The sequence below is a fragment of the Pseudonocardia sp. ZF1 genome (assembly GCF_056835605.1).
In genome coordinates this window covers 1,320,167-1,345,967 of record NZ_JAJNBY010000001.1, presented here as the reverse complement: position 1 = coordinate 1,345,967, position 25,801 = coordinate 1,320,167, and the positions used below count along the sequence as shown (strand labels likewise).

At 74.3% G+C, this 25,801-nt stretch carries 19 protein-coding genes; 14 read left to right on the top strand and 5 right to left on the bottom strand.

The window, feature by feature from the left end; genetic code table 11:
- Window positions 1–59: 59 nt before the first annotated feature.
- The 4 genes from ZF1_RS06800 (at window position 60) to ZF1_RS06785 (ending at window position 3,714) form a co-directional block, all read left to right on the top strand.
- The gene (locus ZF1_RS06800; protein ID WP_062400803.1) at window positions 60–674 is read left to right on the top strand and encodes a TetR/AcrR family transcriptional regulator; all 615 of its coding nucleotides are present in this window, start codon (window positions 60–62) and stop codon (window positions 672–674) included.
- Window positions 675–943: 269 nt separating this feature from the next.
- Entirely contained in the window at window positions 944–2,062 is a 1,119-nt protein-coding gene (gene sfnG / locus ZF1_RS06795) for a dimethylsulfone monooxygenase SfnG (RefSeq protein WP_482638680.1), read from the top strand.
- 123 nt (window positions 2,063–2,185) lie between these two features.
- Window positions 2,186–2,281 (top strand): putative leader peptide, encoded by a 96-nt coding sequence (locus ZF1_RS06790; RefSeq protein WP_357546205.1) that lies wholly within the window; start codon window positions 2,186–2,188, stop codon window positions 2,279–2,281.
- Between the two features lie 194 nt (window positions 2,282–2,475).
- Window positions 2,476–3,714 carry an acyl-CoA dehydrogenase family protein gene (locus tag ZF1_RS06785; protein ID WP_482636770.1) on the top strand — a complete coding sequence of 413 codons (1,239 nt, stop codon included), beginning with the start codon at window positions 2,476–2,478 and terminating at the stop codon, window positions 3,712–3,714.
- 89 nt (window positions 3,715–3,803) lie between these two features.
- On the opposite strand, the gene ZF1_RS06780 is transcribed toward ZF1_RS06785, so the two are convergent.
- Window positions 3,804–5,117, bottom strand: coding sequence for a TMEM165/GDT1 family protein (locus ZF1_RS06780; protein ID WP_482636769.1), 1,314 nt, complete (start codon window positions 5,115–5,117; stop codon window positions 3,804–3,806).
- A 317-nt stretch (window positions 5,118–5,434) separates the two neighbouring features.
- Between ZF1_RS06780 and ZF1_RS06775 the strand changes: the two genes are divergently transcribed.
- The 3 genes from ZF1_RS06775 (at window position 5,435) to ZF1_RS06765 (ending at window position 9,000) form a co-directional block, all read left to right on the top strand.
- The gene (locus ZF1_RS06775; protein ID WP_482636768.1) at window positions 5,435–6,604 is read left to right on the top strand and encodes a thiolase family protein; all 1,170 of its coding nucleotides are present in this window, start codon (window positions 5,435–5,437) and stop codon (window positions 6,602–6,604) included.
- A 17-nt stretch (window positions 6,605–6,621) separates the two neighbouring features.
- A complete protein-coding gene (locus ZF1_RS06770; protein ID WP_482636767.1) occupies window positions 6,622–7,368 on the top strand; it encodes an E3 ubiquitin ligase family protein in 747 nt (248 codons plus the stop codon).
- Window positions 7,369–7,479: 111 nt separating this feature from the next.
- Window positions 7,480–9,000 (top strand): S1C family serine protease, encoded by a 1,521-nt coding sequence (locus ZF1_RS06765; protein ID WP_482636766.1) that lies wholly within the window; start codon window positions 7,480–7,482, stop codon window positions 8,998–9,000.
- A gap of 144 nt (window positions 9,001–9,144) precedes the next feature.
- Here the strand turns inward: ZF1_RS06765 and ZF1_RS06760 are convergent, their stop codons facing one another.
- From ZF1_RS06760 to ZF1_RS06750, 3 genes are read right to left on the bottom strand one after another with little or no spacing between them, the layout of a single operon-like run.
- Window positions 9,145–9,801 carry a DedA family protein gene (locus tag ZF1_RS06760; protein WP_224403327.1) on the bottom strand — a complete coding sequence of 219 codons (657 nt, stop codon included), beginning with the start codon at window positions 9,799–9,801 and terminating at the stop codon, window positions 9,145–9,147.
- Window positions 9,798–10,598, bottom strand: coding sequence for an MBL fold metallo-hydrolase (locus ZF1_RS06755; protein ID WP_224403328.1), 801 nt, complete (start codon window positions 10,596–10,598; stop codon window positions 9,798–9,800). Before ZF1_RS06755 ends, ZF1_RS06760 begins: the two co-directional genes overlap by 4 nt.
- 16 nt (window positions 10,599–10,614) lie before the next feature.
- Complete coding sequence (locus ZF1_RS06750; protein WP_482636765.1) at window positions 10,615–11,049, bottom strand: pyridoxamine 5'-phosphate oxidase family protein; 435 nt, start codon at window positions 11,047–11,049, stop codon at window positions 10,615–10,617.
- Between the two features lie 211 nt (window positions 11,050–11,260).
- On the opposite strand from ZF1_RS06750, the gene ZF1_RS06745 reads away from it, so the two are divergent.
- Both ZF1_RS06745 and ZF1_RS06740 read left to right on the top strand, forming a co-directional pair.
- The gene (locus tag ZF1_RS06745; protein ID WP_482636764.1) at window positions 11,261–11,938 is read left to right on the top strand and encodes a hypothetical protein; all 678 of its coding nucleotides are present in this window, start codon (window positions 11,261–11,263) and stop codon (window positions 11,936–11,938) included.
- Between the two features lie 186 nt (window positions 11,939–12,124).
- Window positions 12,125–12,691 carry a class F sortase gene (locus ZF1_RS06740; protein WP_482636763.1) on the top strand — a complete coding sequence of 189 codons (567 nt, stop codon included), beginning with the start codon at window positions 12,125–12,127 and terminating at the stop codon, window positions 12,689–12,691.
- Here the strand turns inward: ZF1_RS06740 and ZF1_RS06735 are convergent.
- Window positions 12,631–13,878, bottom strand: coding sequence for a citrate synthase (locus tag ZF1_RS06735; protein WP_482636762.1), 1,248 nt, complete (start codon window positions 13,876–13,878; stop codon window positions 12,631–12,633). The genes ZF1_RS06740 and ZF1_RS06735 overlap by 61 nt on opposite strands.
- Window positions 13,879–13,947: 69 nt before the next feature.
- Between ZF1_RS06735 and ZF1_RS06730 the strand changes: the two genes are divergently transcribed.
- The 5 genes from ZF1_RS06730 (at window position 13,948) to ZF1_RS06710 (ending at window position 25,758) form a co-directional block, all read left to right on the top strand.
- Window positions 13,948–15,120: a citrate/2-methylcitrate synthase gene (locus ZF1_RS06730; RefSeq protein WP_482636761.1), complete on the top strand. Its 1,173-nt coding sequence runs from the start codon at window positions 13,948–13,950 to the stop codon at window positions 15,118–15,120.
- Window positions 15,121–15,222: 102 nt separating this feature from the next.
- Window positions 15,223–16,695: an MFS transporter gene (locus ZF1_RS06725; protein ID WP_482636760.1), complete on the top strand. Its 1,473-nt coding sequence runs from the start codon at window positions 15,223–15,225 to the stop codon at window positions 16,693–16,695.
- A 543-nt stretch (window positions 16,696–17,238) separates the two neighbouring features.
- Window positions 17,239–19,188, top strand: coding sequence for a 3-oxoacyl-[acyl-carrier-protein] synthase III C-terminal domain-containing protein (locus tag ZF1_RS06720; protein ID WP_178374134.1), 1,950 nt, complete (start codon window positions 17,239–17,241; stop codon window positions 19,186–19,188).
- A gap of 184 nt (window positions 19,189–19,372) precedes the next feature.
- Complete coding sequence (locus ZF1_RS06715; RefSeq protein WP_482636759.1) at window positions 19,373–24,994, top strand: ATP-binding protein; 5,622 nt, start codon at window positions 19,373–19,375, stop codon at window positions 24,992–24,994.
- Window positions 24,991–25,758, top strand: coding sequence for a beta-ketoacyl-ACP reductase (locus ZF1_RS06710; protein WP_161151213.1), 768 nt, complete (start codon window positions 24,991–24,993; stop codon window positions 25,756–25,758). The genes ZF1_RS06715 and ZF1_RS06710 overlap by 4 nt, the downstream gene beginning before the upstream one ends.
- Window positions 25,759–25,801 lie beyond the last annotated feature (43 nt).

Below are 25,801 nucleotides of genomic sequence, written 5' to 3'. Positions count from 1 at the left end.
CCTAGTGATCCGTTGTTCACTTGTGGCGGACCGTACCGCGCGGATGCGATGCTGGAAAGATGCCGACGCGAACCAGCTCCGGAACCGCGGGACCCCCGCGGCGGCGCGACCCGGAACGCGGGGAGCGGATCCTCGAGGCGGCGGCCCGGCTCGCGGCCGGTCGCGGGTTCCACACCGTCGGGATGGCCGAGATCGGCGCCGAGGCCGGCATCGTCGGGTCCGGGATCTACCGGCACTTCGCCTCCAAGGAGGCGGTCCTGCTCGCCCTGCTCGACCGCGGCATGGCCCGCCTGGAGGCCTCCGCGGCGGCGGCGCTGGCCGCGGGAACCCCCGAGCGCGAGACGCTGACCGTCCTGGTGGCCGACCACATCCGGCTCGTGACCGAGAACCGCACCGAGTTCGCCGTCTACTACGGCGAGGTCCACACCCTGCCCGCCGAGGCCCGCCGCGACCTGCGGCGCCGTCAGCGCCACCACGTCGAGGACTGGGTGCACGTGCTCGCCCCGCTGCGTCCGGACCTGTCCGACGGCGAGCTGCGCGTGCTGGTGCACGCCTGCGTCGGCGCGATCCAGTCGACGCTGTTCTTCCGCAGCGGCCTGGACCAGCACCGGCTCGTGGGGTTGCTCGGCGGGCTGGCGCACGGCCTGCTCGGCGTCGATCCGGTCCACCGGTGAGGACCCGTGGTGATCTCCCCGGCATCCGGTTGACAACAACTCGCACCGCGGGTTCGGTGGAAGCGTGACCGGCTTCCTGCTGACCCGACGCCGTCACGTCGACAACCTCGTCGTCGTGAGCCAGGCCTGTCGCTGATCGCGTCACCGCAGGTCCGTTTCCTCCCTCTTCCCCCTCTTTCCGGCGCCGTCGTGCGTCCGTCTGCCGTGCCCGGCACACCCCCGAGGAGTCTCCCGTGTCCGAAGCTCTCGCCACCACGCCCAACACCCGGATCCAGGAGCCGCTGAAGTTCGCGTACTGGGTCCCGAACGTCTCCGGCGGGCTGGTCACCAGCACCATCGAACAGCGCACCGACTGGGGCTTCGAGTACAACAGGAAGCTGGCGCAGACCGCCGAGAACAACGGCTTCGAGTACGCGCTGTCCCAGATCCGCTACATGGCCAGCTACGGCGCCGACCACCAGCACGAGGCCACCGCGTTCTCCCTCGCGCTGGGCCTGGCCACCGAGCGGCTCAAGGTGATCGCCGCCGTCCACCCCGGCCTGTGGGAGCCCTCGGTGCTGGCCAAGTGGGTCGCCACCGCCGACCACCTGACGAACGGCCGGCTCGCGGTCAACATCGTCTCCGGCTGGCTGAAGGCCGAGTTCACCGCGATGGGCCAGCCGTGGCTCGAGCACGACGAGCGCTACCGCCGCAGCAACGAGTTCATCCGGGTGCTGCGCGAGATCTGGACCTCCGACGGCGGCGCCGAGTTCGCCGGCGACTTCTACCGGATCCGCGACTTCGACCTCAAGCCCCGCCCGGTCGAGGTCCCCGGCCGTCCGCACCCGGAGATCTTCCAGGGCGGCAACTCCACCGCGGCCCGCTACAACGGCGGCACCGTGTCGGACTGGTACTTCTCCAACGGCAAGGACTACGACGGCTTCACCGAGCAGGTCGAGGAGGTCCTCGGCCACGCGAAGACCGCCCAGCGGCTGCAGCCCGTCCGGTTCGGCCTCAACGGCTTCATGATCGCCCGGGACGGCGAGAAGGAGGCCCGGGACACCCTGCGCGAGATCATCGAGAAGGCCAACCGGCCCGCCGTCGAGGGCTTCCGCGACGCCGTCCAGCAGGCCGGCAACTCCACCGGCGACAAGCGCGGCATGTGGGCGGACTCGTCGTTCGAGGACCTCGTGCAGTACAACGACGGCTTCAAGACCCAGCTGATCGGTACCCCGGAGCAGATCGCCGACCGCGCGATCGAGTACAAGCGGCGCGGCGCGAACCTGCTGCTGCTCGGCTTCCTGCACTTCCAGGAGGAGGTCGAGTACTTCGGCGCGAAGGTGCTGCCGATCATCCGCGAGAAGGAGGCCGAGCTGGCCGCCCGCGAGCCGCAGCTCACCACCGTCTGAGCGAGACCGTCCGCACGGGCCCGGCGACCGTCGTCGCCGGGCCCGTCCGCGTTCCCGGGACCCGTCCTGACCGGACATCCCGCGCCGCGTCCCATTCCCGGGAATGTCCCGTTGACGTCCACCGTGATCTCCCCGAACACTGGGGCCGTGCTGTTCACCGAGCTCACCCGTCGACGCCACGTCGACCTCTCGCGTGTGACCTCGTCGCTCTGTCGCTGACCGGCATCCCCGCGGAGCAGGCTCCCTGAGCTGCGCCGCGGCCGGCGATCCCGGTCGCCGGTGACCGCCCCGACAGTTCCCTCCCGTCCGGGCCCACCGTTCCTCCGCCGATTCGGTGCGCACTTTCGCGCGTATCCGCCGAATCCTGCGGCGCCGCGCCCGGACACCTTTCTCCGACGACGAGGAGACACACCGTGACCACGACCGAGAACCGTTCCGAGCCCACCACCGTCGAGTCGCTCGACTGGTCCACCACGCCCACCGACGCCCCGGGCTGGCTGGCCCGGGCCCGCGACGTCCGCCGTGTCCTGGAGCGTGACGCCGCGGCCCGCGACCAGGCGGGCGCCACCCCGCACGACGAGGTCGCCCTGCTCAAGGACTCCGGCCTGGTCACCATCCTGGGGCCGGTCGAGCACGGGGGCGGCGGACAGGAGTGGCCGCTGGCCTACCGGGTGATCCGCGAGGTCGCCGCGGGCGACGGCTCCATCGGCCAGCTGCTCGGCTACCACCTGCTCTGGTTCTGGGCCGCCCGGCTGGTCGAGACGCCCGAGCAGATCGCGGCGGTCGAGGCCGACGCCACCCGCAACCGCTGGTTCTTCGGGGGCGCGGTCAACCCGCGCGACGCCGAACTGACCATCCGCGACGAGGGCGACGAGCTCGTCTACTCCGGCCGCAAGTCCTTCTCCACCGGCAGCAGGGTCTCCGACGTCACCGTGCTGGAGGGGGTGATCGAGCGGACCGACACCCACGTCTTCGCGATCGTGCCGAGCCACCAGGAGGGCATCGTCTTCGGCGACGACTGGGACAACATCGGCCAGCGCCTCACCGAGTCCGGCAGCGTCACGATCACCGACGTCCGGGTGCCGTGGGCGGCGGCCGCCGGGTTCACCGACAGGGTGTTCACGCCGCGGGTCTACAACACGCTCAACGTGCCGATCATCCAGCTCGTCTTCGTGGAGTTCTACCTCGGGATCGCCCGCGGGGCGCTCGAGACCGCGGCGCGCTTCACCCGCGAGCGGACCCGGCCGTGGCTCCACGGGGGCCACGAGCGCGCCGTCGACGAGCCCTACCAGCTCGACCTCTACGGCGACCTGCACGCGAAGCTGTGGGCGGTGGAGGCGCTGGCCGACGCCGTCGCGCAGGAGCAGCAGGTGATCCACCGTGACGCCGACGGCGTCACCGCCGAGCAGCGCGGCCGGCACGAGGTGCGGGTCGCCGCGGTGAAGGCGCGTGCCACCGACGTCGCGCTGGAGATCACCTCGGGGATCTTCGAGGGCCTCGGGGCCCGCGCGACGACCACGGAGCTGGGCTTCGACCGGTTCTGGCGCAACGTCCGCACGCACACCCTGCACGACCCGGTCGCCTACAAGCGGCGCGAGGTCGGGGCGTGGGTGCTGCGCGACGAGCTGCCCGAGCCGACCTGGTACTCCTGACCCGCCTGCGGACCCCCGGACGACACCGCCCGCCCCGGTCGCGCCGGGGCGGGCGGTGTCGTCGCCGCAGTGGCGTCGCGGCGGGCCGCTCAGCCGACGGTCGTGCGGTCGCCCTCACCCGCTGGGGTGCGGTCGGTGCGGACCCGCGGGAGGAACCGGCCGGTCCGGGCGCGGTACTCGTCGTACTCGGCGCCCAGTGCGCTGCCCAGGCCGGGCTCGTAGACCGCACGGGCCTGGATCTGCACCGCGACGAGGATCAGCACCCCGGCGAGCACGCCGAGCAGGGTCGGGGCCATGAACAGCATCCCGGCGCACCCGACGATCAGGCCGGTCAGGGCGGGGTTACGGACGCGGCGGTAGATCCCGCCGGTGGCGAGCACCGGGCGTCGTGCGGCGTCCGGGTCACCGGCCGCGGCCGCTCCGGCCTCGGTGGCCGAGCGGCGCCACACCGTGCCGAGCTGCAGCATCGCGACCGCGACGACGGCGAAACCGAGCAGCAGCAGCCCCGCCCCGACGACGGCGACCGCCGGCCGGGCCAGCACCGAGATCGGCTGCAGCACGTCGAGGGCGACCAGCAGCGGTGCACCGAACCCGAGCAGCGCGGCCAGCACGAACAGCGTGCGGGCCCACCAGGCGGGGCTGCCCGGGGTCCGGGTGACGTCGAGCCTGCGCTCCCCGCGGGCGCGGTGCGCACGACCGCGGAACCACAGCCCGGCGCCGACGGCGAGGGCCCCCAGCACCAGCGCGGCCCAGCCGAGCCCGTGGTGCCCGGCGACGTCGACCACGCGGCCCCAGGCGTCCTCGCCCCACACCTGCGGGACGGCCTCGTAGAGCAGCCAGGCGCCGAACACGAAGAACATGGCCGCGGCGCCGATCGAGATGGCCCGCTCCGGGAGCCGCTTGCCGAGCTGACGCCCGACGACGATGGCCAGCCCGTCCGCGGCGACCATGCCGACCGTGGATCCGGCCCAGATGCCGATCGACCCGGCGAGGGTCCCGTGCTGGGAGGCCAGGGTGATCGTCGCGAGCATCGTCTTGTCACCGAGCTCGGCGAGGAAGAACGCGACCGACGCGGCGACGACGGCGGACCCGCCGGCCCGCTTGGCCTTCGCCTCCTCGTCCTCGGAGAGGCTGTCGCCGCGCAGTGTCCAGGCACCGAACGCCAGGAACGCGACCGCGGCGACCAGCGCGATCCAGCCGGTCGGGATCGACGCGCCCAGGCCGTAGCCGACGGCGACCGACACGAGGTGGGTCACCGAGGTGGCGATCGTGATCCCGATCAGGACCGGGATCGCGTTGAAGCGCGTCGCGAACGTGAGGGCCATGAGCTGCGACTTGTCGCCCAGCTCGGCCACGAAGATGACGCCGAAGCTGATCGCGAACGCGATCAGGAATCCGTCCATGTCCATCCCTCGATCTCGACCGGACCGAGGTTGGGGTGCCCTCGACCCGGTGTATCCGGATCGAAGGTCTCGCTCGCCTGGTGGTGGTCAGGCCGCTGCACCCGGGTCGGCCGTCGGAGTACGAGGCGGACCAGTATGTCGAGCGCAGCGTTGGGAGCTACTCCCCTTCGCGTACGCCGGAGACGGTACCTCATCGATCCAGAGCGCCTCGACACCTGATGCGCATCCGGCGCTGTGATCGCTCTCTCAGCGCCGACCCCCTCCGATGGCTTAGCGTCGCGAACGAGTCGTGTCACCGGTGACCGAGGAGGACCCCCATGCCCGAGGCCGTCGTCTGTGCCGCCGTCCGCACACCGATCGGGAAGCGGAAGGGGTCCCTGGCCGAGGTCCACCCGGTCGACCTGTCCGCCGCCGTGCTGAGCGCCCTGGCCGAGCGGACCGGGATCGACCCCGCCGTCGTCGACGACGTCGTGTGGGGCTGTGTGAACCAGGTCGGCGACCAGGCTGCGCAGATCGGCCGCTACGCGCTGCTGGCCGCGGGCTGGCCGGAGACGGTGCCCGGGGTGACGGTGAACCGCGCGTGCGGGTCGAGCCAGTCCTCGTTCGACTTCGCGGCCGGGATGGTGCTGGCCGGGCAGTACGACGTCGTCGTCGCCGGTGGGGTGGAGTCGATGACCCGGGTGCCGCTGGGCGCGGGCCGCGACCTGGGACGTCCCTACGGGCCGCTGGTGCGCGAGCGCTACCGCGCCGACCTGGAGTCCGGGGAGTTCCCGAACGGGGACTTCAACCAGGGCGTCGGCGCCGAGCGGATCGCCCGGGACTGGGGACTGTCGCGGACCCGGCTCGACGAGTACGCGGCACGCAGCCACGAGCTCGCCGCCGCCGCGATCGACGCCGGCGTGTTCGACGACCAGCTCGTCGACGTGCCCGGAGCGCCCGGGTTCACCGCCGACGAGGGCCTTCGCCGTGGCACCACCGTCGACACCCTGGCCGCGCTGAAGCCGTCGTTCTCCGCGGACGGGGTGATCCACGCCGGGAACAGCTCGCAGATCTCCGACGGCGCGTCGGCGGTGCTCGTGACCACCCCGGAGCGGGCCCGCGAGCTCGGCCTGACCCCGATCGTGCGCTACCACTCCGGGGCCGTGTCCGGCGCGGACCCGCTGCGGATGCTGACCGGGCCCGTCCCGGCGACACAGAAGGTGCTGAAGCGCTCCGGGCTCTCGATCGGCGACATCGGCGCGTTCGAGGTGAACGAGGCGTTCGCGCCGGTCCCGCTGGCCTGGCAGGCCGAGCTGGGCGCCGACGACGCCGTGCTGAACCCGCTCGGCGGGGCGATCGCCGTCGGGCACCCGCTGGGCGCGTCGGGGACCGTGCTGCTGACCCGGCTGGTGCACCACATGCGCGACCGCGGGATCCGCTACGGGCTGCAGACCATGTGCGAGGGCGGCGGCACCGCCAACGCCACGATCGTGGAGCTGGTCGCCTGACCTGCTAGGTTCCGCCCGTGCTGTGGGTGGGGATCATCGCGCTGCTGGCCGGGGCCGCCTGCATCTGGGTCGCGGTCCGCACCCAGCGCCGGGTGCACGCGATGATGGCTGCCGAGACGCTGTCGGTGCCCGAGCTGCTCGACCTCGCGGGCGTCGCGGCGGAGCTCGCCGGGCGGCCGGGCACGTTCCGGAAGGTCTGCGAGGTCGTCGGGCAGACCGCGCCCGCCCCGGTCGGGGTGCTGCGCTCCGACCTCGCGGGCGTCGACTGCGTGTGGCACATGCAGCGGGTCGAGCGCCGGTTCGAGCGCCGTGAGCGCGACGACGAGGGCCGCACCCGGACGCAGACCCACACCGAGACCGTGTCCGAGCGGACGTCCCCGCACGGCTGGGCGCTGCTGCGCGACGGGCACACCATCGGCGTCGACCCGGGCGGGCGGCACCCGGACCCGGTGGAACGGGTGCTGGACCGGTTCGATCCGGCCGACGACCGGGGCCGGGGCGGGGACCGGACCGTCGGCTACCGCAACCAGGAGTGGGTGCTGCGCCCCGGCGTCGCGATGTACGTCCTCGGCGAGGTCGACGACCGCGACGGGCCACTGGTGGTCCGGCCGCCGCAGGACTCCGGCGGGACCTTCGTGCTGTCCACCCGCACCGAGGCCGAGCTGACCGCCTCCGACCGGCGCGCGCAGCGGCTGTGGGCCCGCGGCGGGGCCGCCCTCGCGGTGCTGGGACTGGTGCTCACGGTGGTCGGCGCGATCTCCTGACCTGCCCGGACCGTCGGTGGGGACCCGCGTGCCGGGCACTCTCACCCGATGCCCGAGCGATTCCCAGCGCGGTCACAGGGTCGTCTCAGGGTCACGGCGCACAGTTGCCCCATGACCGAGAACGGGCCGGGAACGGGCGAGCCGTCCGACGGACGGACCTCCACCGGAGGCGGCGCCACCGACCCCGTCCGGCCCGCACGGCGTCACGAGGGGGCGGTCCCCGCCCACCCGGCCGGCGACGACGGCACCCACGCACAGGAGGCGACCACCGTGACCGACACCGACCACCGGCAGCAGGGCGGCAGCCAGGGGGGCGACCCGGGCGGTAGCCACGGGACCCAGACTCCCCCGCCGTGGGCGACGACGAGCAACCCCACGATCCCGGCCTACGGCGCGGGGAGCCCGCCCACCTCGGTGTACCCGCCGTTCCCGCAGCAGGGTCCGGCACCGAGGCCGCCGCGCCGGTTCGGAGCGGGCCTGGCCGCCGTCGCGCTGACGGCCGCCCTCGTCGGCGGTGCGGCCGGCGTCGGCGGCGCCTACCTGGTGCTCGACGGTTCCTCCACCCCGGCCACGCTGACCAGCGCGGCCGCCCCCGGCACCCCGGCCACCCCCGCCGACGGCTCGATCGCCGGTGCCGCGGCCGCGATCACCCCGAGCACGGTGGACATCCAGGTCCGCACCGCGCAGAGCGTCGCCGAGGGCTCCGGGGTCGTCCTGACCTCCGACGGCCAGATCCTCACCAACAACCACGTGGTCGCCACCGCCGCCGACGGCGGCCGGATCACCGTGTCCACCGCCGACGGGAAGCAGTACACCGCGACCGTCGTCGGCACCTCCCCCAGCTACGACCTCGCCGTCATCAAGCTGCAGGGCGCCACGGACCTGAAGCCCGCCACTCTCGGGGAGTCCTCGAGCGTGCAGGTCGGCGAGCAGGTCGTCGCGAACGGCTCGCCGCAGGGCCTGTCCGGCACCGTCACCGCGGGCATCGTCTCGGCGCTGAACCGGACCGTCACCGCGGGCGGCGACGGCCAGGCCCCGGTCGTCTACAACGGCCTGCAGACCGACGCCCCCATCAACCAGGGCAACTCCGGCGGTCCGCTGGTCAACCTGGCCGGGCAGGTCGTCGGCATCAACTCCGCGATCGCCACCGCCGGGCAGAGCTCCGGCTCGATCGGGCTGGGCTTCGCGATCCCGGTCGACACCGCCAAGCGGGTCGCCCAGGAGCTGATGGACTCCGGCGTCGCGACCAAGCCGCAGCTCGGCGTGCAGGGCTCGGTGTCGGCCTCCGGCAGCGCCCCGAGCGGGACCGCGGGCGCCCAGATCACGACGGTGGAGCCGAACTCGCCGGCGGCCGCCGCGGGCATCGCGGCGGGCGACGTCGTCACCAAGGTCAACGAGTACCCGGTGTCGAGCTTCGCGGACCTGATCGCCCGGGTCGGCAACTTCACCCCCGGCCAGCAGGTCACGCTGACCGTCGGCAGCGGGTCCGGTGCCCGCGAGGTGCCGGTGACGCTCGGCAGCGTGCGCGACACCGCCGCCGCGACCGCCCAGAACGGGGCGCGCACCGTGCCCGAGGGCGGCTCCACCGGCGAGCTGCCGTTCGGCATCAACCCCTTCGGCGGCGGCAACTGACCTGATCCCCCCGGGGCGACGCCACGCCCCGGGCACCCGCCCCGGCCGGGCGCGACACCCCCCTCCCGTCGCGCCCGGCCGGTTCCGTGTGCGCCGGCGGACGGGCGTGCCGTACGCGTGCCGGGACGGCGGGGCCGCCGGGGCTCAGCCGGTGGGGTGCCGGGCCCGTAGCCGGGTCCGCACCCGCCCGGCCAGCGCGGTGACCGCCGCGACGACGGCCACCAACCCGACCGCGAGCAGCGCGGCCACCAGCGGGGAGTCGGTGAGGTTGCCGGTCAGCACCCCGAGCACGCCGTAGAGCAGCGTCCACAGCACCGCCCCGGCCGCGACCGCGGGCACCAGCTTCGCCCAGGCCATCCCGGAGACCGCGGCGGCGATCAGGGTCGGCACCCGCCCCGCGGGGGCGACCCGTCCGACCAGCACGACCAGCCAGCCGCGCTCGGCGAACGCGCCGCGCATCCGTTCGATCCGGGCCGCGGTGCGCTCACCGCCGAGCCGCCCGCCGGCGACGGCGGCGCGGACCGGGTCACCGGCCAGGCGGGCGACGGCGAAGGTGATGACGTCACCGAGCAGGGCCGCGGCAAAGGACAGCAGCAGCACCACCGGCAGCGACAGGGCGGAGCTGGTCATCGCCGTCGCGGCGGCGGCGCCGACGATCGCACCGGTCGGCACGACCGGCACCACCGACCCGAGCAGCACTCCCCCGGCGACGACGAGGTAGGCGATCCGTCCGGCGTCCGGGCTGAGTTCGGCGTCCAGCCACTCCTGCGCGGACGCGGCCAGCAGGTGCGGCGCGCTCACGCCGGCGTTCCGACGGCGGCGCCGGGCGGGAGCACGAGGGTGCGGGTGGGCAGCCCGGCCGCGGCGACGGCGTCGGCGAAGTCGTGCGGCGGGCGCACGAGCAGCTCCCGCATCCGGGACCCGGTCCGCCCCGGGACCGAGCACAGCCCGGCCACGGCGAGGGTCCCCCAGTGCACCGGCAGCGCGACGGCCGGTGCGAGCCGACGGACGGCCTCGGCGGCGCCGGCCGGGTCGAGGTGGCCGGGGCCGAGGTTCGGGCCCCACCCCCACACCGGCAGCGCGGCGAGGTCGATCGGGCCCTGGGCGGCGACGTCGTCGAGCCCGGGGAACAGGCCGGTGTCACCGGCGACGTAGACGCGCAGCCCGTCGCCCTCCAGAAGGTGCCCCATCGCGTCGGCCTGCGGGCCGTGGGTGAACCGGGGTCCCCACCGGTGCCCCGAGTGGTCGGCCGGGGTGCCGGTGACGCGCAGCCCGTCGAAGACACGGGTCTGCCCCACGGCGAGCTCGGACACCCGGGCGACACCACGACGGCGGAGCCAGTCGCCGGCGCCCGCGGGGACCACGACCTCCACCGCGCGGGGCAGCCGGCGCAACGAGGCGAGGTGCAGGTGGTCGGCGTGCAGGTGGGAGATCAGGACCAGGTCGGCCCCGGCGGGCCCCGCCGGGTCGACGGCCGGCGCGGCGCGGCGCAGCGGCCCGACCGACCGCCCCAGCACCGGGTCGGTCAGGACGGTGCGCCCGCCGATCCGCAGCCGCAGGGTGCTGTGGCCGAGAAAGGTCGTCTCCGGCAGGTCCACACCGTCGAGTATCCCCTCAGGCGTTGCCGAGGACCCGGTCGACGGCGATCTGCAGCACCACCCGGGCGGGGTTCTCCCGGGGCTGCTTGTACTCGGCGGCGTAGCGGCGCTCGGCGTCGGCGACGACGTCGGGCTCGTCCCGCACGACGGCGCAGCCCTCCAGCGTGGACCAGGTGCGGCCGTCGACGACGGTGACGCTGACCCGCGCCCCGTCCGGCCCGGCCGCGGCGACGTTGCGCGCCTTCTGCGACCCGCCGCTGCAGATCACCCGGGCGGTGCGCCCGGCCACGTCGACGGTCACCCCCACCGGTACCGCGTGCGGGGTGCCGTCGCGGCGCGGGGTCACCAGGACGCACGGGCGGCGCTGGGACCAGAGCTCGACGAACGCGTCGGAGACACCGTCGTCGAGGGACCGGCGGCGGCGCCGGTGCGGTTCGGGGGTGGTCGTCACGGTCGCCATCCTGGACGTCGTGCCGGGCCCCGCGCGCCCCGGCACGCCGAGGCACCGGTCACTCCGGGCGACGCCACCCGCCCCGGTGATCCCCGTACGGGCGACTTCCCTGGCCCTGTCGACGGGGTGTCGCTTCACTCTCCGCCATCGGACAGGGCGTCCCGTTCGCCCCACCGGTCACCAGGATCACGTTCGTCACAGGGAGTGGATCATGACCGCACGTTCGCTCGTCCGCCGCACCGGCGCCGTCGCCGCGTCCCTCACCCTCGCCGCGCTCGCCGGGGTCCCGCTGGCCGGAGCGGCGTCCGCCGCGGAACCGGCCGTCACCCCGGTGGCGGGCGCCGTCACGGCCCCGGCCGCCGTCGCCACCGCGGGCCCGGTCGTGACCGCCCCGGCGCAGGAGGACACCGCGGAGCCGTCCGCCGAGGAGCCCGCGGACGACGCGATGTCGGCCGACGAGGCCCCCGGCGCCGGCACCCCGGACGCGACCGTCCCCGAGGAGACCGCACCCGAGGAGACCGCCGCTGCCCCGGAGGCGACCACCCCCGCGGCCGGGGCCCCCGCCGCCGGGCGCGGCAGCGACCTGGACTGCGTCGACCTCTCCCGGGCCCAGGCCCAGGCCGTGCTCGCCGCCGACCCCACGGACCCGAACAACCTGGACCGCGACGACGACGGCCGGGCCTGCGAGGGCTCGGACCTCGTCGCGGCCGCCGGTACCGGGCAGGTCCGCGCGGTCCCGGGTGGTGGTGTCGAGGCCGGTGACGGCTCCGGCGGCGCCGGGGTCGACCCGACGGTGTTCCTGCTGGTCGGGACGGGCGCGGTCCTCGCCACCGGGGCGGGCGTCGTCGTGGGGGCGGGCGTCGCACCGGCCGCGCCGCGCCCCCCCTGACCACCCGCCACTCGTGACCCCCGCCCCCGCCCCGCCCCCGCGGCCCCGTGGGGACACCGCACGCGCGCCGCTCCGGAGAACGCGCTCCCGATCGGGAACGCGTCCTCCGACCCCGCGCGCGTCCGGGGTCCGCGGGGACCGCTCGGGCCCCGTGCCGTGCGACGGGTGTGGTGGGGGGTGCTCGTCGTGCTGGCACTGGCCGTCCCGCTCGGGGCGCCGCCGGTGGCGCTGGGCGGGGCGGTGCCGCCGCTGCCCTCCACCACGCTCCGTCCGGCGGCGGCCCCGCTGCCGCCGTCGGAGCCGGTGCGGGTGCGGGCGCCCTCGATCGGGCTCGACAGCGGGCTCGTCCCGCTCGGCCTGACCGGGCGCGGAACCCTCGAGGTGCCGCCCGACGGCGCCGACACCGGCTGGTACACCGGCGCCCCCACCCCGGGCGCCCGGGGACCGGCGGTGCTCGCGGCGCACGTCGACTGGGACCACGAGCCGGGCCCGTTCCACCGGCTGCACGCGCTGGCCCCCGGTGACCTGGTGTCGGTCGACCGCGCCGACGGCACCACCGCGACCTTCGAGGTCCAGGCGGTGCGCCGCTACGCCAAGGACCGCTTCCCCACCGCGGCCGTCTACGGCGACCTGCCCGGCGCGGGCCTGCGGATGATCACCTGCGGCGGGACGTTCGACCGGGGTGTGCGCAGCTACACCGACAACGTCGTGGTGCTCGCCGCGCTGGTCGACCCGGGCCGCGGCCCGGTGTAGACGCCGGTCGGCCGGAACCGCAGTCCGGGTTCCGCGTACTCCTCCAGGGCGTGCGCCACCCAGCCGACCGTCCGGGCGCAGGCGAACAGCAGCTCGCCGGCGTCCGGGCGCAGGTCGTGGGCGTGCATCAGCGCGGCGAGCGCGAGGTCGACGTTCGCGGCGGGGCCGTCGCCGCCGCGGTCCATCCCCGCGACGACGGCGTCGACGCAGGCCACGACGTCGTCCGCGGCCGGGTCGGCACGCAACCGGTCGAGCAGCACCGTGGCCCGCGGGTCCGTGCCCCGGTAGACCGAGTGCCCGAAGCCCGGGACCCGCTCGCCGGCCCGCAGCCGCTGGGCGAGCACGCCGGGCGGGTCCTCCAGGGCGTCGGCGAGGAAGCGGTACGCGAGCCCGCTGACCAGTCCGTGCCGGGGCCCGTCGAGGGCGCCGAGACCGGCCGAGACGACGGCGTGCACGTCGGCCAGGGTGCTCGCGGCGACCCGGGCCGCGACCGTCGACGACGCCAGGCCGTGGTCGGCGAGCAGGACCAGCGCGGCGCGGACGTGTCCGGCCGTTGCCGGCGCGGGTGCCCGGTCCGGGTCACGGACCAGTGCCGGAAGCAGCCGCTCCGCCAGGCCGGCCCCCGCGACACCCGGCCCGCCCGCGGCCCCCGTGTCCCCGGCGAGCGCGGTCACGACCGTCCCCAGCAGCGACGACGCCGTCGCCACCACCGCTCCCGGCCGCGCGTCGGCGCGCAGCGGGTCGGCCGCGGCCACCGCGGCGACGGCGAGCCGGAACCGGTCGGTCGCCCGGGCCCCGGCGGGGGCGGCGGCGAGCACGGCACGCGCCGGGGCGAGCAGGTCCGGGTCGGCGTCGAACGGCACCCGGCCGGGGACCTCCCACAGCAGCGCCGCGACGTGCTCGAGGTCCTGCGACTCCGCGAGTGCGGGCACCGCCAGCCCGCGGAACCACGGCCCGCCGTCGGCGACGAGTGTGATCCGCGTCCTGATCCGCTCGACCGTCCCGGACGGCTCGCCCGACTCGCGGCCGCGCGCGGCGAGGGCCTCCACCTCGTCCTGGGCGAACCGGCTGCCCCGCCGCTGCGCGCCGCGCACGCTGGTCAGCAGCCCGCGGCTGGCGTAGGCGTAGACGGTCTCCCGCTTCACCCCGAGGCGTTCCGCGGTCTCGGCGACGGTCAGGTACTCCACGACGTGGACCGTATCAACATTGATTGCATCAATATTGACAATGGTTCCCGACGGGCGGACGGTCCGGTCATGACCAGCACCGACAGCATCGGCGCCGCCGCCGGGCAGGTCCCACCGGGCCTGCGCGGCGTCGCCGTCACCAGCACCCGCATCGGGGACGTCCGCGGCGACGAGGGCTTCTACCACTACAGCCGGTACTCCGCGGTCGACCTCGCGCGCACCCGCACCTTCGACGACGTGTGGTTCCTGTTCGTCCACGGCCGTCTCCCGGACGCGGGCGAGGCCGCCGAGTTCGCCGCCGCGACCGCGGAGCGCCGGGCACTGCCCGACGCCGTCGCGGCGCAGCTGCCCGCGATCGCCGACGCCTGTGGGCCCGACCTGCTCGCCGGGCTGCGCACCGCGCTGTCGCTGCTGGGCCCGCAGCACGGGATGCGCCCGCTCTGGGACGACCCGGCGGCGGGCACCCGCGACACCGCGACCGTCTGCGCCGCGACACCGACCGTCCTCGCCGCGCTGCACCGGCTGCGGCACGGCCTCGACCCGGTCGCACCGCGCACCGACCTGTCCTCCGCCGCGAACTGGCTGTGGATGCTGGACGGTGCCGAGCCCGCGCCGGCGCACGTCCGCGCGCTCGACGCCTACCTTGTCGCGACGGTGGACCACGGCTTCAACGCCTCCACCTTCACCGCCCGGGTGGTCGCCTCCACCGGCGCCGACGTCGCGTCCTGCGTGGTCGCCGCGCTCGGGGCGTTCGCCGGGCCGCTGCACGGCGGCGCCCCCGACCGGGCGCTGGAGAGCCTCGACGCGATCGACCGCGACGCCGGCGGCTCACCGGAGCGCTGGGTGGCCGACCGGCTCGCCGCGGGGATGCGGATCATGGGGTTCGGCCACGCCGTCTACCGCGGGCCGGACCCGCGCTCGGCGCTGCTGCGCGAGGTCGCCGCGGAGCTGGGCGGGCCGTTGCCCGCGCGGGCCGCCGACGTCGAACGGCGGGTGGCCGCCACCCTCGCGGAGCTGCGCCCGGACCACCCGCTGTTCGCGAACGTCGAGTTCCACGCGGGCGTGGTGATGGAGGGCTGCGGGATCCCCCGCAGCATGTTCACGCCGACGTTCGCGGTCAGCCGGGTCGTCGGCTGGTGCGCGCACGTGCTGGAGCAGGCCGCCGAGCGACGGCTGATCCGGCCCTCCGCGGTCTACGACGGCCCGCCGCCGCCCGAGCCGGTCCCCGCACGCGGGAGGTGACCCGGCTTGCCGGACGGGTGACCGGCGTGCTCATCTGATGGGTGACTCCCGCTTGAGCGGGGTCGTCCGCCGGCACGATCTGTCACCCACCACGGAGGTCGAGTGTTCCGGGCACGCCGTCCGCACCAGCAGCCCGAGAGCACCCACCCCGAGGGATCCGCACCGGTGCCGCCACGCCCCGGCGTCGCGATCGCCGTCCTGGCCTCCTGCGGGCTGCTCGTCTCGCTGGTCCAGACCATGGTCGTCCCGCTGCTCCCGCGGTTCCCGGAGCTGCTCGACGTCAGCGGGTCGACCGCGTCGTGGCTGATCACCGCCAATCTGGTCGCCGGCGCGGTGTCGGCGCCGGTGCTGGGGCGGCTCGGCGACATGTTCGGCAAGCGGCGGATGCTCCTCGTCGCGCTCGGTCTGGTCGGGGTGGGGTCGCTGCTCGGCGCGCTGGCGCCCGGGATCGGGCTGCTGCTCGTCGCCCGGGTGCTGCAGGGCGCCGCGTTCGGGGTGATCGCGCTCGGGATGAGCCTGATGCGCGACGTCCTGCCCGCCGAGCGGGTCGGGTCCGGGGTCGGGCTGATGTCCTCCTCGCTCGGCTTCGGCGGGGCCATCGGGCTGCCGATCACCGGCGTCGTCGCCCAGTTCGCGAGCTGGCGCTGGCTGTTCGCCGGGGCCGCGGTGCTCGGTGTCGTGCAGATCCTGCTGGTCCGGTGGCTGGTGACCGAGTCGCGGCTGCGCACCGGCGGCCGGTTCGACGTGCCCGGGGCGCTCGGCGTCGGCGGGGCGCTGGTGTGCCTGCTGCTGGCGATCTCCAAGGGCAACGACTGGGGCTGGGCCTCCCCGACCGTGCTCGGCCTGTTCGCCGGCACCGTGGTGCTGGTGGCCGCGACCGCCCGGTACGAGCTGCGCGTCCCCGCACCGCTGGTGGACCTGCGGGTCTCGGCACGGCCCGCGGTGCTGCTCACCAACCTGGCCTCGGTGCTGGTGGGCTTCGCGATGTTCGCCGGCTTCGTGCTCGCCACCCAGATCCTCCAGGCGCCGGTCACGACCGGCTACGGGTTCGGGCTCTCGCTCGTCGTCGCCGGGCTGGTGCTGCTGCCGATGGGCGGGTCGATGGTGGTGTTCTCCTCGGCCTCGGCGCGCCTGTCGCGGCTGCGCGGCCCGCGCACCACGCTGGTGCTCGGCACGCTCCTGCTGGGGGTGGGCAACTTCGCCTTCGCCGCGATGCCCTCGACGGTGCCGCTGCTGATGGCCGCCTCCACCGTGGCCGCGGTCGGCGCCGCGCTCGCCTACTCGGCGATCCCGCTGACGATCATGCGCGCGGTGCCGGAGTCGGAGACCGCCGCGGCGAACAGCCTCAACACCCTGGCCCGCCAGCTGGGCACGAGCTCGTGCACCGCGGTCGTCGCGGCCGTGACGGCGACCTACGTGCTCGGCGACGGCGGACCCCCCTCGGCGACGGCGTACACGATCTCCTTCGTCGCGGCGGGCGCCGCCGGGCTGCTCGCCACGGTGCTGGTTCTGCTCACGCCCGCTCCGGCGGCGGAGACCGTCGCGGCCCCGGCCCCGGCCACCGCCCACGGCTGAGGACCGGACCCCCCGGGAACGGTGCCCCGGAAATGGGGGCGACCGCATTCCGCCCACGCATTCCGTCCCGCACACCGCCCGCCGGTCCGACCCGCCCGCCGCGACCCCGTGCGACCGTCCACATCGGAGGATCGACACCGCCCTCCCCCGTTCGGACGATGGTGCACCCCACCAGGTGCGGGTGACGATCGTCGCGCGGGCTGTGACGCCGACGACCACGCTCCCGCCTGCATGTGCACGCCTCGGGACCGACCGGCCACACCCGGTGATCATTCCACTATGGACGACCACCGCCCGCCAACCTGCGGATCTGCGGAATTCTTTCAGGGAACCGACGAGTAGAACCGACCGGTAACATTCTCGCCGGTAACAGTCCGAGTTGACCGACCATCCGTGAGAGCGCACACTCGGCGGCTGGATCACATTCCGATCGTGACTGTTCGTCGATAGCGTTGCAGGCACCGCAACCGATCCGATCGACCAGGCCGCACCGCGCCCCGCCTGGCGATTCCGCCGGTCGACGCCGCTGCTGGAGGTCGTCACATGAAACCGTTCGTGGTCAACAACCACGACCGACTGGTCTTTCCCGCCAATTTTCTCGGAGAACTCGACTTCTCCGTCATCGACGATATGGAGCAGTTCACCGCCATCGTCGGTCGCGATTTCGAGGCAAAGGCGCCCACCGGCACCGACATCCTCGAGCGGGTCACCAGCGGCGCCTACGAGAGCCGCTTCGCGCTGCTGCGCGACATGAGCCAGAACCTGTTCTGGGTCAACCGGTACACGCTCACCATGTTCGAGAAGCGTCCGACCCGCTGGCGTGACCTCCCCCGCCACCGGAGCGACGTCTTCCTCCCGCTGCTCACCCCGTGGCGCGACGGCGACAAGAAGGTCCGGGCCGTCGCCGACGCCTTCGCCGCGCTCCCCAGCACCTGGGACGAGGCGACCGAGCGCCGCATCTTCGACCTCCTCTTCGACGTCTACGGCAACCGTCGCCACCACGCGACCGAGCTGCCGGCCGTCAAGCCGACCGTCGAGCAGTTCCTCACCACACCCGGGGCGCAGACCTTCGTCGTGCCGCAGCACGACCCGGACTACCCGGTCTTCTCCTTCAACGAGATCCTCGACGCGCACGCCGAGCGTCCCGAGCTCGAGGCCCTGACCCGCTGGGCGATGGTGCTGCACAACCAGTACCCCTGGGACCGTGCCGCCACCGAGCTGCGGACCGCCGACGAGATCGGCGACGACGAGTACGTCATCGCCTTCCACCCCCGCAACCGCGACGTCGAGCAGTTCCTGGACCGCGCCACCGGCACCCGCCCGGCGCGCCGGGGCCGGCTCTCCACCCAGTCCGACCCGGTCGAGCCCGCCACCCCGCTGCCGCCGATCCGGGTCCGTGAGGCGTTCGCGGTACAGCCGAAGGTCGAGGCGCTCGCCGTCGTCCGGGGCGAGCACGTCTGCTCCAACGACGACGTCGTCCGCAACTCCGCGTTCTCCTGGTCGCCGATGAGCGCCGACGAGATCTCCGCCAAGACCGGGATCGACCAGCGCCGCTACACCGAGCTGGACATCGAGGACCTGGCCTGGGCCGCCGCGGTCCGCGCGCTGGAGCACTCCGGCCGCGACCGCTCCGAGATCGGCGCCGTGCTCGTCGCCACCTGCACCAGCGAGCGGCTCATCCCGTCGCTGTCGACGTGGCTGTCCGGCCGGCTCGGGCTGCTCCAGACGCACTGCTCGGCCGACATCGTCGCCGCCTGCGCCGGGCTGCCCTACGGCCTGTCCGAGGCCGTGCGCCAGCTGCAGGAGGTGAACCGGCCGGTCCTGCTGGTCTGCGTCGAGAAGTTCTCCGACAAGATCGGCAACGTCCGCACCTCGCGGATGATCTTCGGTGACGGCGCGGCCGCGATGGTGATCGCCCCGGCCGCCGAGGGCGAGCGCGGCGACATCGACCTGCTGCAGACCTACGCGTCGGGCCCGGACACCCAGGTGAACTCGATCATCTGGCCGAACCCGGAGTTCGACAACGACATCACCGTCTACGGCCCCGAGGTCAAGGCGCTCGTCGCCCGCTACCTGTCGCAGATGATCGGCGAGCTCACCGAGCAGGCCGGCCCCGACGGCGAGGGCTCGATGCTCGACGCCGTCGACCTGATCGTCCCGCACCAGGCCAACAAGACGATGATCCTGCAGCTCGCGGGCAAGGCGGGGCTCTCGGCGGAGCAGCTGTACTTCAACATCGAGTCGATGGGGAACGTCTCCGCGGCGTCCATCCCGATCGCGCTGTTCGACTCCGTCGCCGACGGCGTCGTGGCCGGCCGGACCCGGGTCTTCGCGCCCGGCTTCGGGGCCGGCGCGGTGGGCGGCTACGCGGTGCTGGAGGTCGACCCGGCCGTGATGGCACCGGAGGTCCACCTCGACCCGACCGCCGCGGCGACGGCCGAGCCGGCCGCCGCGCCCACCTCCGACGACGTCCGGATCGCCTTCGGCGAGTAGCCACGACCGGGTGACACGGGCCACAGTGGGCGGGAAGATCCCCGTCCGAGAGGTGAGCCCGCCCGCATTCCGGCACCGACCGGGCCACCGTCCGCACCGACCCGCCGACCGCACGACGACGATGTCGATGCGGCACACCGCCGCCACCTCGTCGCAGCACCCGTAGGAGCAGTGAAGCCCAGCCATGTTCTCGCGCATCGCCATCGTCAACCGCGGCGAACCCGCCATGCGGCTGATCAACGCCGTCCGTGAGTGGAACGCCCAGAACGGGCCCGACCGCCGCCTGCGCACGATCGCGCTGCACACCGCCGTCGACCGGCGGGCGATGTACGTCCGTGAGGCCGACGAGGCCGTCCTGATCGGGCCGGACGACCCGGACCACATGGGCACCAGCCCCTACCTCGATCACGACGAGCTGGAGCGCGCGCTGCGCGCCACCCGCGCCGACGCGGTCTGGCCGGGCTGGGGCTTCGTCTCGGAGAAGGCCGACTTCGCCGAGCTGTGCGAGCGGCTGGGGATCACCTTCGTCGGCCCGTCGGCCGAGGTGATGCGCCGGCTCGGGGACAAGATCGCCTCCAAGCAGCTGGCCGAGTCGGTCGGCGTGCCGATGGCGCCGTGGTCCGGCGGTCCGGTGGCCGACGTCGAGACGGCGCGCAAGGCCGCCGAGACCGTCGGCTACCCGCTGATGGTGAAGGCCACCGCGGGAGGCGGGGGCCGCGGCATCCGTTACGTGCCGGGTCCCGAGCAGCTCGACGAGGCCTTCGAGCGGGCCGCGTCGGAGGCGTCGAGGACCGCCGGGGACGCGACCGTGTTCCTGGAGCGCGCGGTGTCGGGCGGACGGCACGTCGAGGTGCAGGTCGTCGCCGACGCCACCGGCGACGTCTGGACCCTCGGGGTACGCGACTGCTCGGTCCAGCGGCGCAACCAGAAGGTCATCGAGGAGTCGGCGTCCACCGCACTCGACGCCGGGCAGGAGGCGTTGCTGCGCAGCTCGGCCGCCGAGCTGGCCCGCGCCGCGGGCTACGTCAACGCCGGCACCGTCGAGTTCCTCTACCAGCCCGAGGAGAAGCTCCTCTCCTTCCTCGAGGTCAACACCCGGCTGCAGGTCGAGCACCCGGTCACCGAGGCGTGCACCGGCGTCGACATCGTGAAGCTGCAGCTGCACGTCGCCGCGGGCGGCACGCTCGCCGAGGTCGCACGCGAGGTCCCGGCGGCCCAGGGCTGGGCGATCGAGGCCCGGCTGACCGCCGAGGACCCGGAGCGCGAGTTCGCGCCCGCCCCGGGGCGCATCGAGCACCTGGCACTGCCGTCCGGTCCGGGCATCCGGGTCGACACCGGCGTCGCCGCCGGTGACGTCATCCCGCCCCAGTTCGACTCCATGATCGCCAAGGTGATCGCCTGGGGCCGCGACCGCGACGAGGCCCGCGCGCGGCTGTCCCGGGCGCTGCGTCAGACCTCCGCGGTGATCGACGGCGGCTCCACGAACAAGGCGTTCCTGCTGGACCTGCTCGACCGCGACGAGTTCCGCTCGGGCGAGCTGCAGACCACCTGGCTCGACACCATGATGGCCGACGGCTACGCGCCGCCGCGCCGCCTCGACGTCGCGCTGCTCGCCACCGCCGTGCAGAGCCACGACGGCCACGTCGCCCGCCAGCAGGAGCGGCTGTTCCGCTCCGCCGAGGCCGGCCGGCCCGAGGTGGGCTACGAGACCTGGCACCAGACCGACGTCACCGTCGCCGGGCAGTCCTACAAGCTGACGGTCGCCCGCACCCGCGCCGGCCGCTACACCGTCGAGCTGGACGGCGTGTCGGTCGACGTCGACGTCGAGCGCAACGGCGCCTACGAGCGCCGGCTCACCGTCGGCGACCTGTCCTGGACCGTGCTGTCGGTCGCGCAGGAGGCGGACTACCTCGTCGAGGTCGACGGCGCCGTGCACCGCATCTCCGGCGGCGAGGCCGGCATCGTCCGCGCCCCCGCCCCGGCGATGGTCGTCGCGCTGCCGGTCACCGCGGGCCAGACCGTGTCCGAGGGCGACACCCTCGCCATCGTCGAGTCGATGAAGCTGGAGACCTCGCTGCGGGCGCCGTTCGACGGCACCGTCGCCGAGATCCTCGTCCCGGCCAACACCCAGGTCGACGGCGGCACCAAGCTCGTGCGGCTGGAGCCGTCGGCCGACGCGGACGCAGCAGGCCCCAGCGGGGAGCGCGCCGACCTGTCCGCGTTCGCCGCGGCCGGCGCCGACACCGACGCCGCCGCGACCGCGGCCGACGCGCTGTCCGCGCTGCGCTTCCAGGTGCTGGGCTTCGACGTCGACGAGCGCCAGGCCCGCCCGCAGCTGCGCCGCCTCACCGCCGCCCGCGACCAGCTGGCCGCCGACGACCCGGCCGTGCTGGCCGGGGAGACCGCCGTCCTGCAGATCTTCGCCGACCTGTGCCAGCTCTCGCGCAACCGGTCCGAGACCGACGACGAGACCGGCGAGACCGAGCGCAACCCGCAGGAGTACCTCTACGCCTACCTGCGCTCCCGCGACGCCGACGACGAGGGCCTGCCCGAGTCGTTCCAGGCCAAGCTGCGCCGGGCGCTGGCCCACTACGGCGTCACCGAGATCGACGGCGGGACCGGCCGTGCCGACGACCTGGGCCCGGCGCTGTACCGCATGTTCCTGGCCCACCGCCGCGCGCCGCAGCAGGTGCCGGTCGTGCTGGACCTGCTGAACTGGCGGCTGCGCCACCCGGAGTCGGTCGCGAACCTCTCCCCCGCGGCGCGCGAGGACTACCTGCGCACCCTCGACGAGGTCGTCGTCGCCACCCAGCTGCGGCACCCCGTCGTCGGGGACACCGCGCGGCTGGCCCGCTACCGGGCGTTCGACGCCCCGGTCGTCGCCGCCGAGCGGGACCGGGCGCTGGCCGAGGTCCGGGAGAGCCTGGACGTGCTCGCCTCGGACCCGGAGACCGCGGACCGGGCCCGCCGGATCGACACCCTCGTCGGGTCCTCGGAGCCGATCCTGGGCGTGTTCGGGGAGCGGCACGACGCCGTGCTGCTCGAGGTCATGACCCGGCGCTACTACCGGGTGCGGGTGCTGCGCGACCTGGAGCTCGTCGAGCACGCGGGCAAGCCGCTGCTGACCGCCCGCTACCAGCACCTGGGCCGGGACCGCACGGTCTTCGCCTCGGTGATCGACAACAACGACCCGGCCGCCGCGCAGGCCGTGTCCGACGAGCTGCGCCGCCGCGTCGGCGAACTCGACGGGGACCGCACCGCGCTCGTCGACCTCTACGTCACCTCGACCAAGGCCGACGACGGCGGTGACCCCGACGCCCGCGCCGAGCGCGTCCGCGCCGCACTGGGGAAGGTGCCCGCGCACCTGCACCGGGTCGCCGTCGCCGTCCGCCCGAACCCGCGCGCCGCGGGGACGGCGAGCGAGGAGGCCGAGCCGCCGACCTGGTTCACCTTCCGGCCCGACGAGACCGGCGAGCTGGTCGAGGACCGCACGCTGCGGGGCATGCACCCGCTGGTCGCGGACCGGCTGCGGCTGTGGCGTTTCCGCAACTTCGAGCTGCACCGACTGCCCGCCGCCACCGACGTGCACCTGTTCCGGGCCACCGGCCGCGAGGTCACCGCCGACGACCGGCTGGTCGCGATGGCCGATGTCCGCGAGCTGACCGTGCTGCGCGACGAGGAGACCGGGAAGGTCCGCTCGCTGCCGCAGTTCGAGCGCGCGCTCGACGCCTGCATCAACTCGCTGCGTGCCGCACGCGCCGGGGACCGCACCCTCGCCCGGATGTCGTGGAACCGGATCGCGCTCTACGTGTGGCCGGAGGTCGACGTCCCGCTCGCCGAGCTGGACTCGGTGGTCCGCCGGCTCGCGCCGCGCACGGCCAACCTCGGTCTGGAGCAGGTCCTCGTCGAGTTCCGCACCGCCGACCCGCAGGTCACCGGCGGCCAGGGCGGTCCGCGCTCGATGCTGCTGCGCATGTCGCGCCCGCCCGGCGCGGGGCTCACGGTCAAGCTCGACCAGCCCCCGACCGAGCCGATGCGCGAGCTCGACGCCTACGACCAGAAGGTGCTCAAGGCCCGTCGCCGCGGCGCCGTCTACCCGTACGAGATCGTCCCGCTGCTCACCGCCCCGGTCGACGCCGGCCCGGGCACCTGGCAGGAGTACGACCTCGTCGACCCGGCCGACCCGGCGCTGCCGGTGCCGGTCGACCGCGCCCCCGGCGGCAACAGCGCCAACCTGGTGCTCGGTGTCGTCTCGGTGCCGACCCGGCGCTACCCGGACGGGATGAAGCGGGTCGTGCTGCTCGGCGACCCGACCCGGGCGCTCGGCGCGATCGCCGAGCCGGAGTGCCGCCGCGTGATGGCCGCGATCCACCTGGCCCGCGAGCTGGACGTGCCGATCGAGTGGTTCGCCGTCTCGGCGGGCGCGAAGATCGCGATGGACTCCGGCACCGAGAACATGGACTGGATCTCCCGGGTGCTGCGCGGGATCATCGAGTTCACCCAGGACGGCGGGGAGATCAACGTCGTCGTCACCGGCATCAACGTCGGCGCCCAGCCCTACTGGAACGCCGAGGCGACGATGCTCATGCACACCAGGGGCATCCTGGTGATGACGCCGGACTCGGCCATGGTGCTGACCGGCAAGCACTCGCTGGACTTCTCCGGCGGCGTCTCGGCCGAGGACAACTTCGGCATCGGCGGCTACGACCGGATCATGGGCCCGAACGGGCAGGCGCAGTACTGGGCGCCGGACCTGGGCGGCGCCGTGGGCGTTCTGCTGCAGCACTACGCCCACACCTGGACCCAGCCGGGCGAGCGGTTCCCGCGACCCGCGCCGACCACCGACCCGGTCTCCCGCGACGTCACCACGGCGCCGCACTCCGGGCCGAACTGCGACTTCACCACGCTCGGCGAGATCTGGGCGCCGGAGACCAACCGGGAGCGGAAGAAGCCGTTCGACATCCGCTCGGTGCTGCGCGGCGTCGCCGACGCCGACCACCCGACGTCGGAGCGGTGGGCCGACATGCACGACGCCGACTCGGTCGTCGCGCTCGACGCCCACCTCGGCGGCCAGCCGATCGCGATGATCGGCATCGAGTCGCGGCCGCTGCCGCGGCGCGGGCCGCGCCCGGTCGACGGGCCGTCGCAGTTCACCGCCGGGACGCTGTTCCCGCGCTCGTCGCGCAAGTGCGCGCGGGCCATCAACGCCGCGTCGGGCAACCGGCCGCTGGTCGTCCTGGCGAACCTGTCCGGTTTCGACGGCTCGCCGGAGTCGCTGCGCGGCCTGCAGCTGGAGAACGGCGCCGAGATCGGCCGGGCCATCGTCAACTTCGACGGCCCGATCGTGTTCTGCGTGGTCTCCCGCTACCACGGCGGCGCGTTCGTGGTGTTCTCCGGAACGCTGAACGACAACATGGAGGTCGCCGCGATCACCGGCTCCTACGCCTCCGTGCTCGGCGGGGCGCCCGCCGCGGCCGTCGTGTTCGCCGGCGAGGTCAACGACCGCACCGCCAAGGACGAGCGGGTCACCGACCTGGAGACCCGGATCAAGCAGGCCGTCACCGACGGGGACGAGGCGACGGCGGCACGGCTGCGCGGCGACCTCGCCACACTCCGCCCCGACGTCCGCTCCGAGAAGCTCGGCCAGGTCGCGGACGAGTTCGACACCAAGCACTCCATCGAGCGGGCGCAGTCCGTCGGCTCGGTGCACCGGATCGTCTCCCCCGACCAGCTCCGGCCGTACCTGGCCGACGCGGTCCAGCGGGGCATGAAGCGCACTCTCGACACCCTTGGAGGAAACGCATGACCGCGATCACCGATACCCACCCGGAGCAGCGCGTCGCCATCGTGACCGGGGGTGCGCGCGGGATCGGCGCCGCGATCACCACCGCGCTGGCCCGCACCGGGGTGCACGTCGCCGCGGGGTACTCGTCGAACTCCAAGGCCGCCGACGAGCTGAAGGGCAAGCTGGAGGCCGAGGGCGCGTCGATCTCGGTGCACCGGGGCAACGTCGGCTCGCCCGAGGACTGCCAGCGGGTCGTCACCGAGGTCCTGGAGCAGCGGGGCCGCGTCGACTACCTGATCAACAACGCCGGCATCACCGTCGACAAGACCGTCCGCAAGCTGACCGTCGACGACTGGCACGCCGTGCTGCGGATCAACCTGTCCGGCGCGTTCTACATGACCAAGGCCGTGCTGGAGCACATGACCGGCAACGAGTTCGGCCGGATCGTGAACATCTCCTCGGTGATCGGCCAGACCGGCGCGATGGGCCAGGCCAACTACGCCTCGTCGAAGGCCGGCCTGATCGGCTTCTCGAAGTCGCTGGCCCAGGAGGTCGCCCGCAAGGGCGTCACCGTCAACTGCGTCGCGCCGGGCTTCATCGAGACCGAGATGGTCGCCGCCGTGCCGGAGAAGGCGCTCGAGAAGATCGTCTCGAAGATCCCGGTCGGCCGCCTCGGCCAGGCCGACGAGATCGCCCGCGCCGTGCAGTTCCTCGTCGACGACCGCGCCGGCTACGTGACCGGCTCGGTGATCAGCGTGAACGGCGGGCTGGACATGGCGTCCTGACCGTCGTTCTCCCCGGCCGAGGGCCTCGCACAGTGTCGTGCGG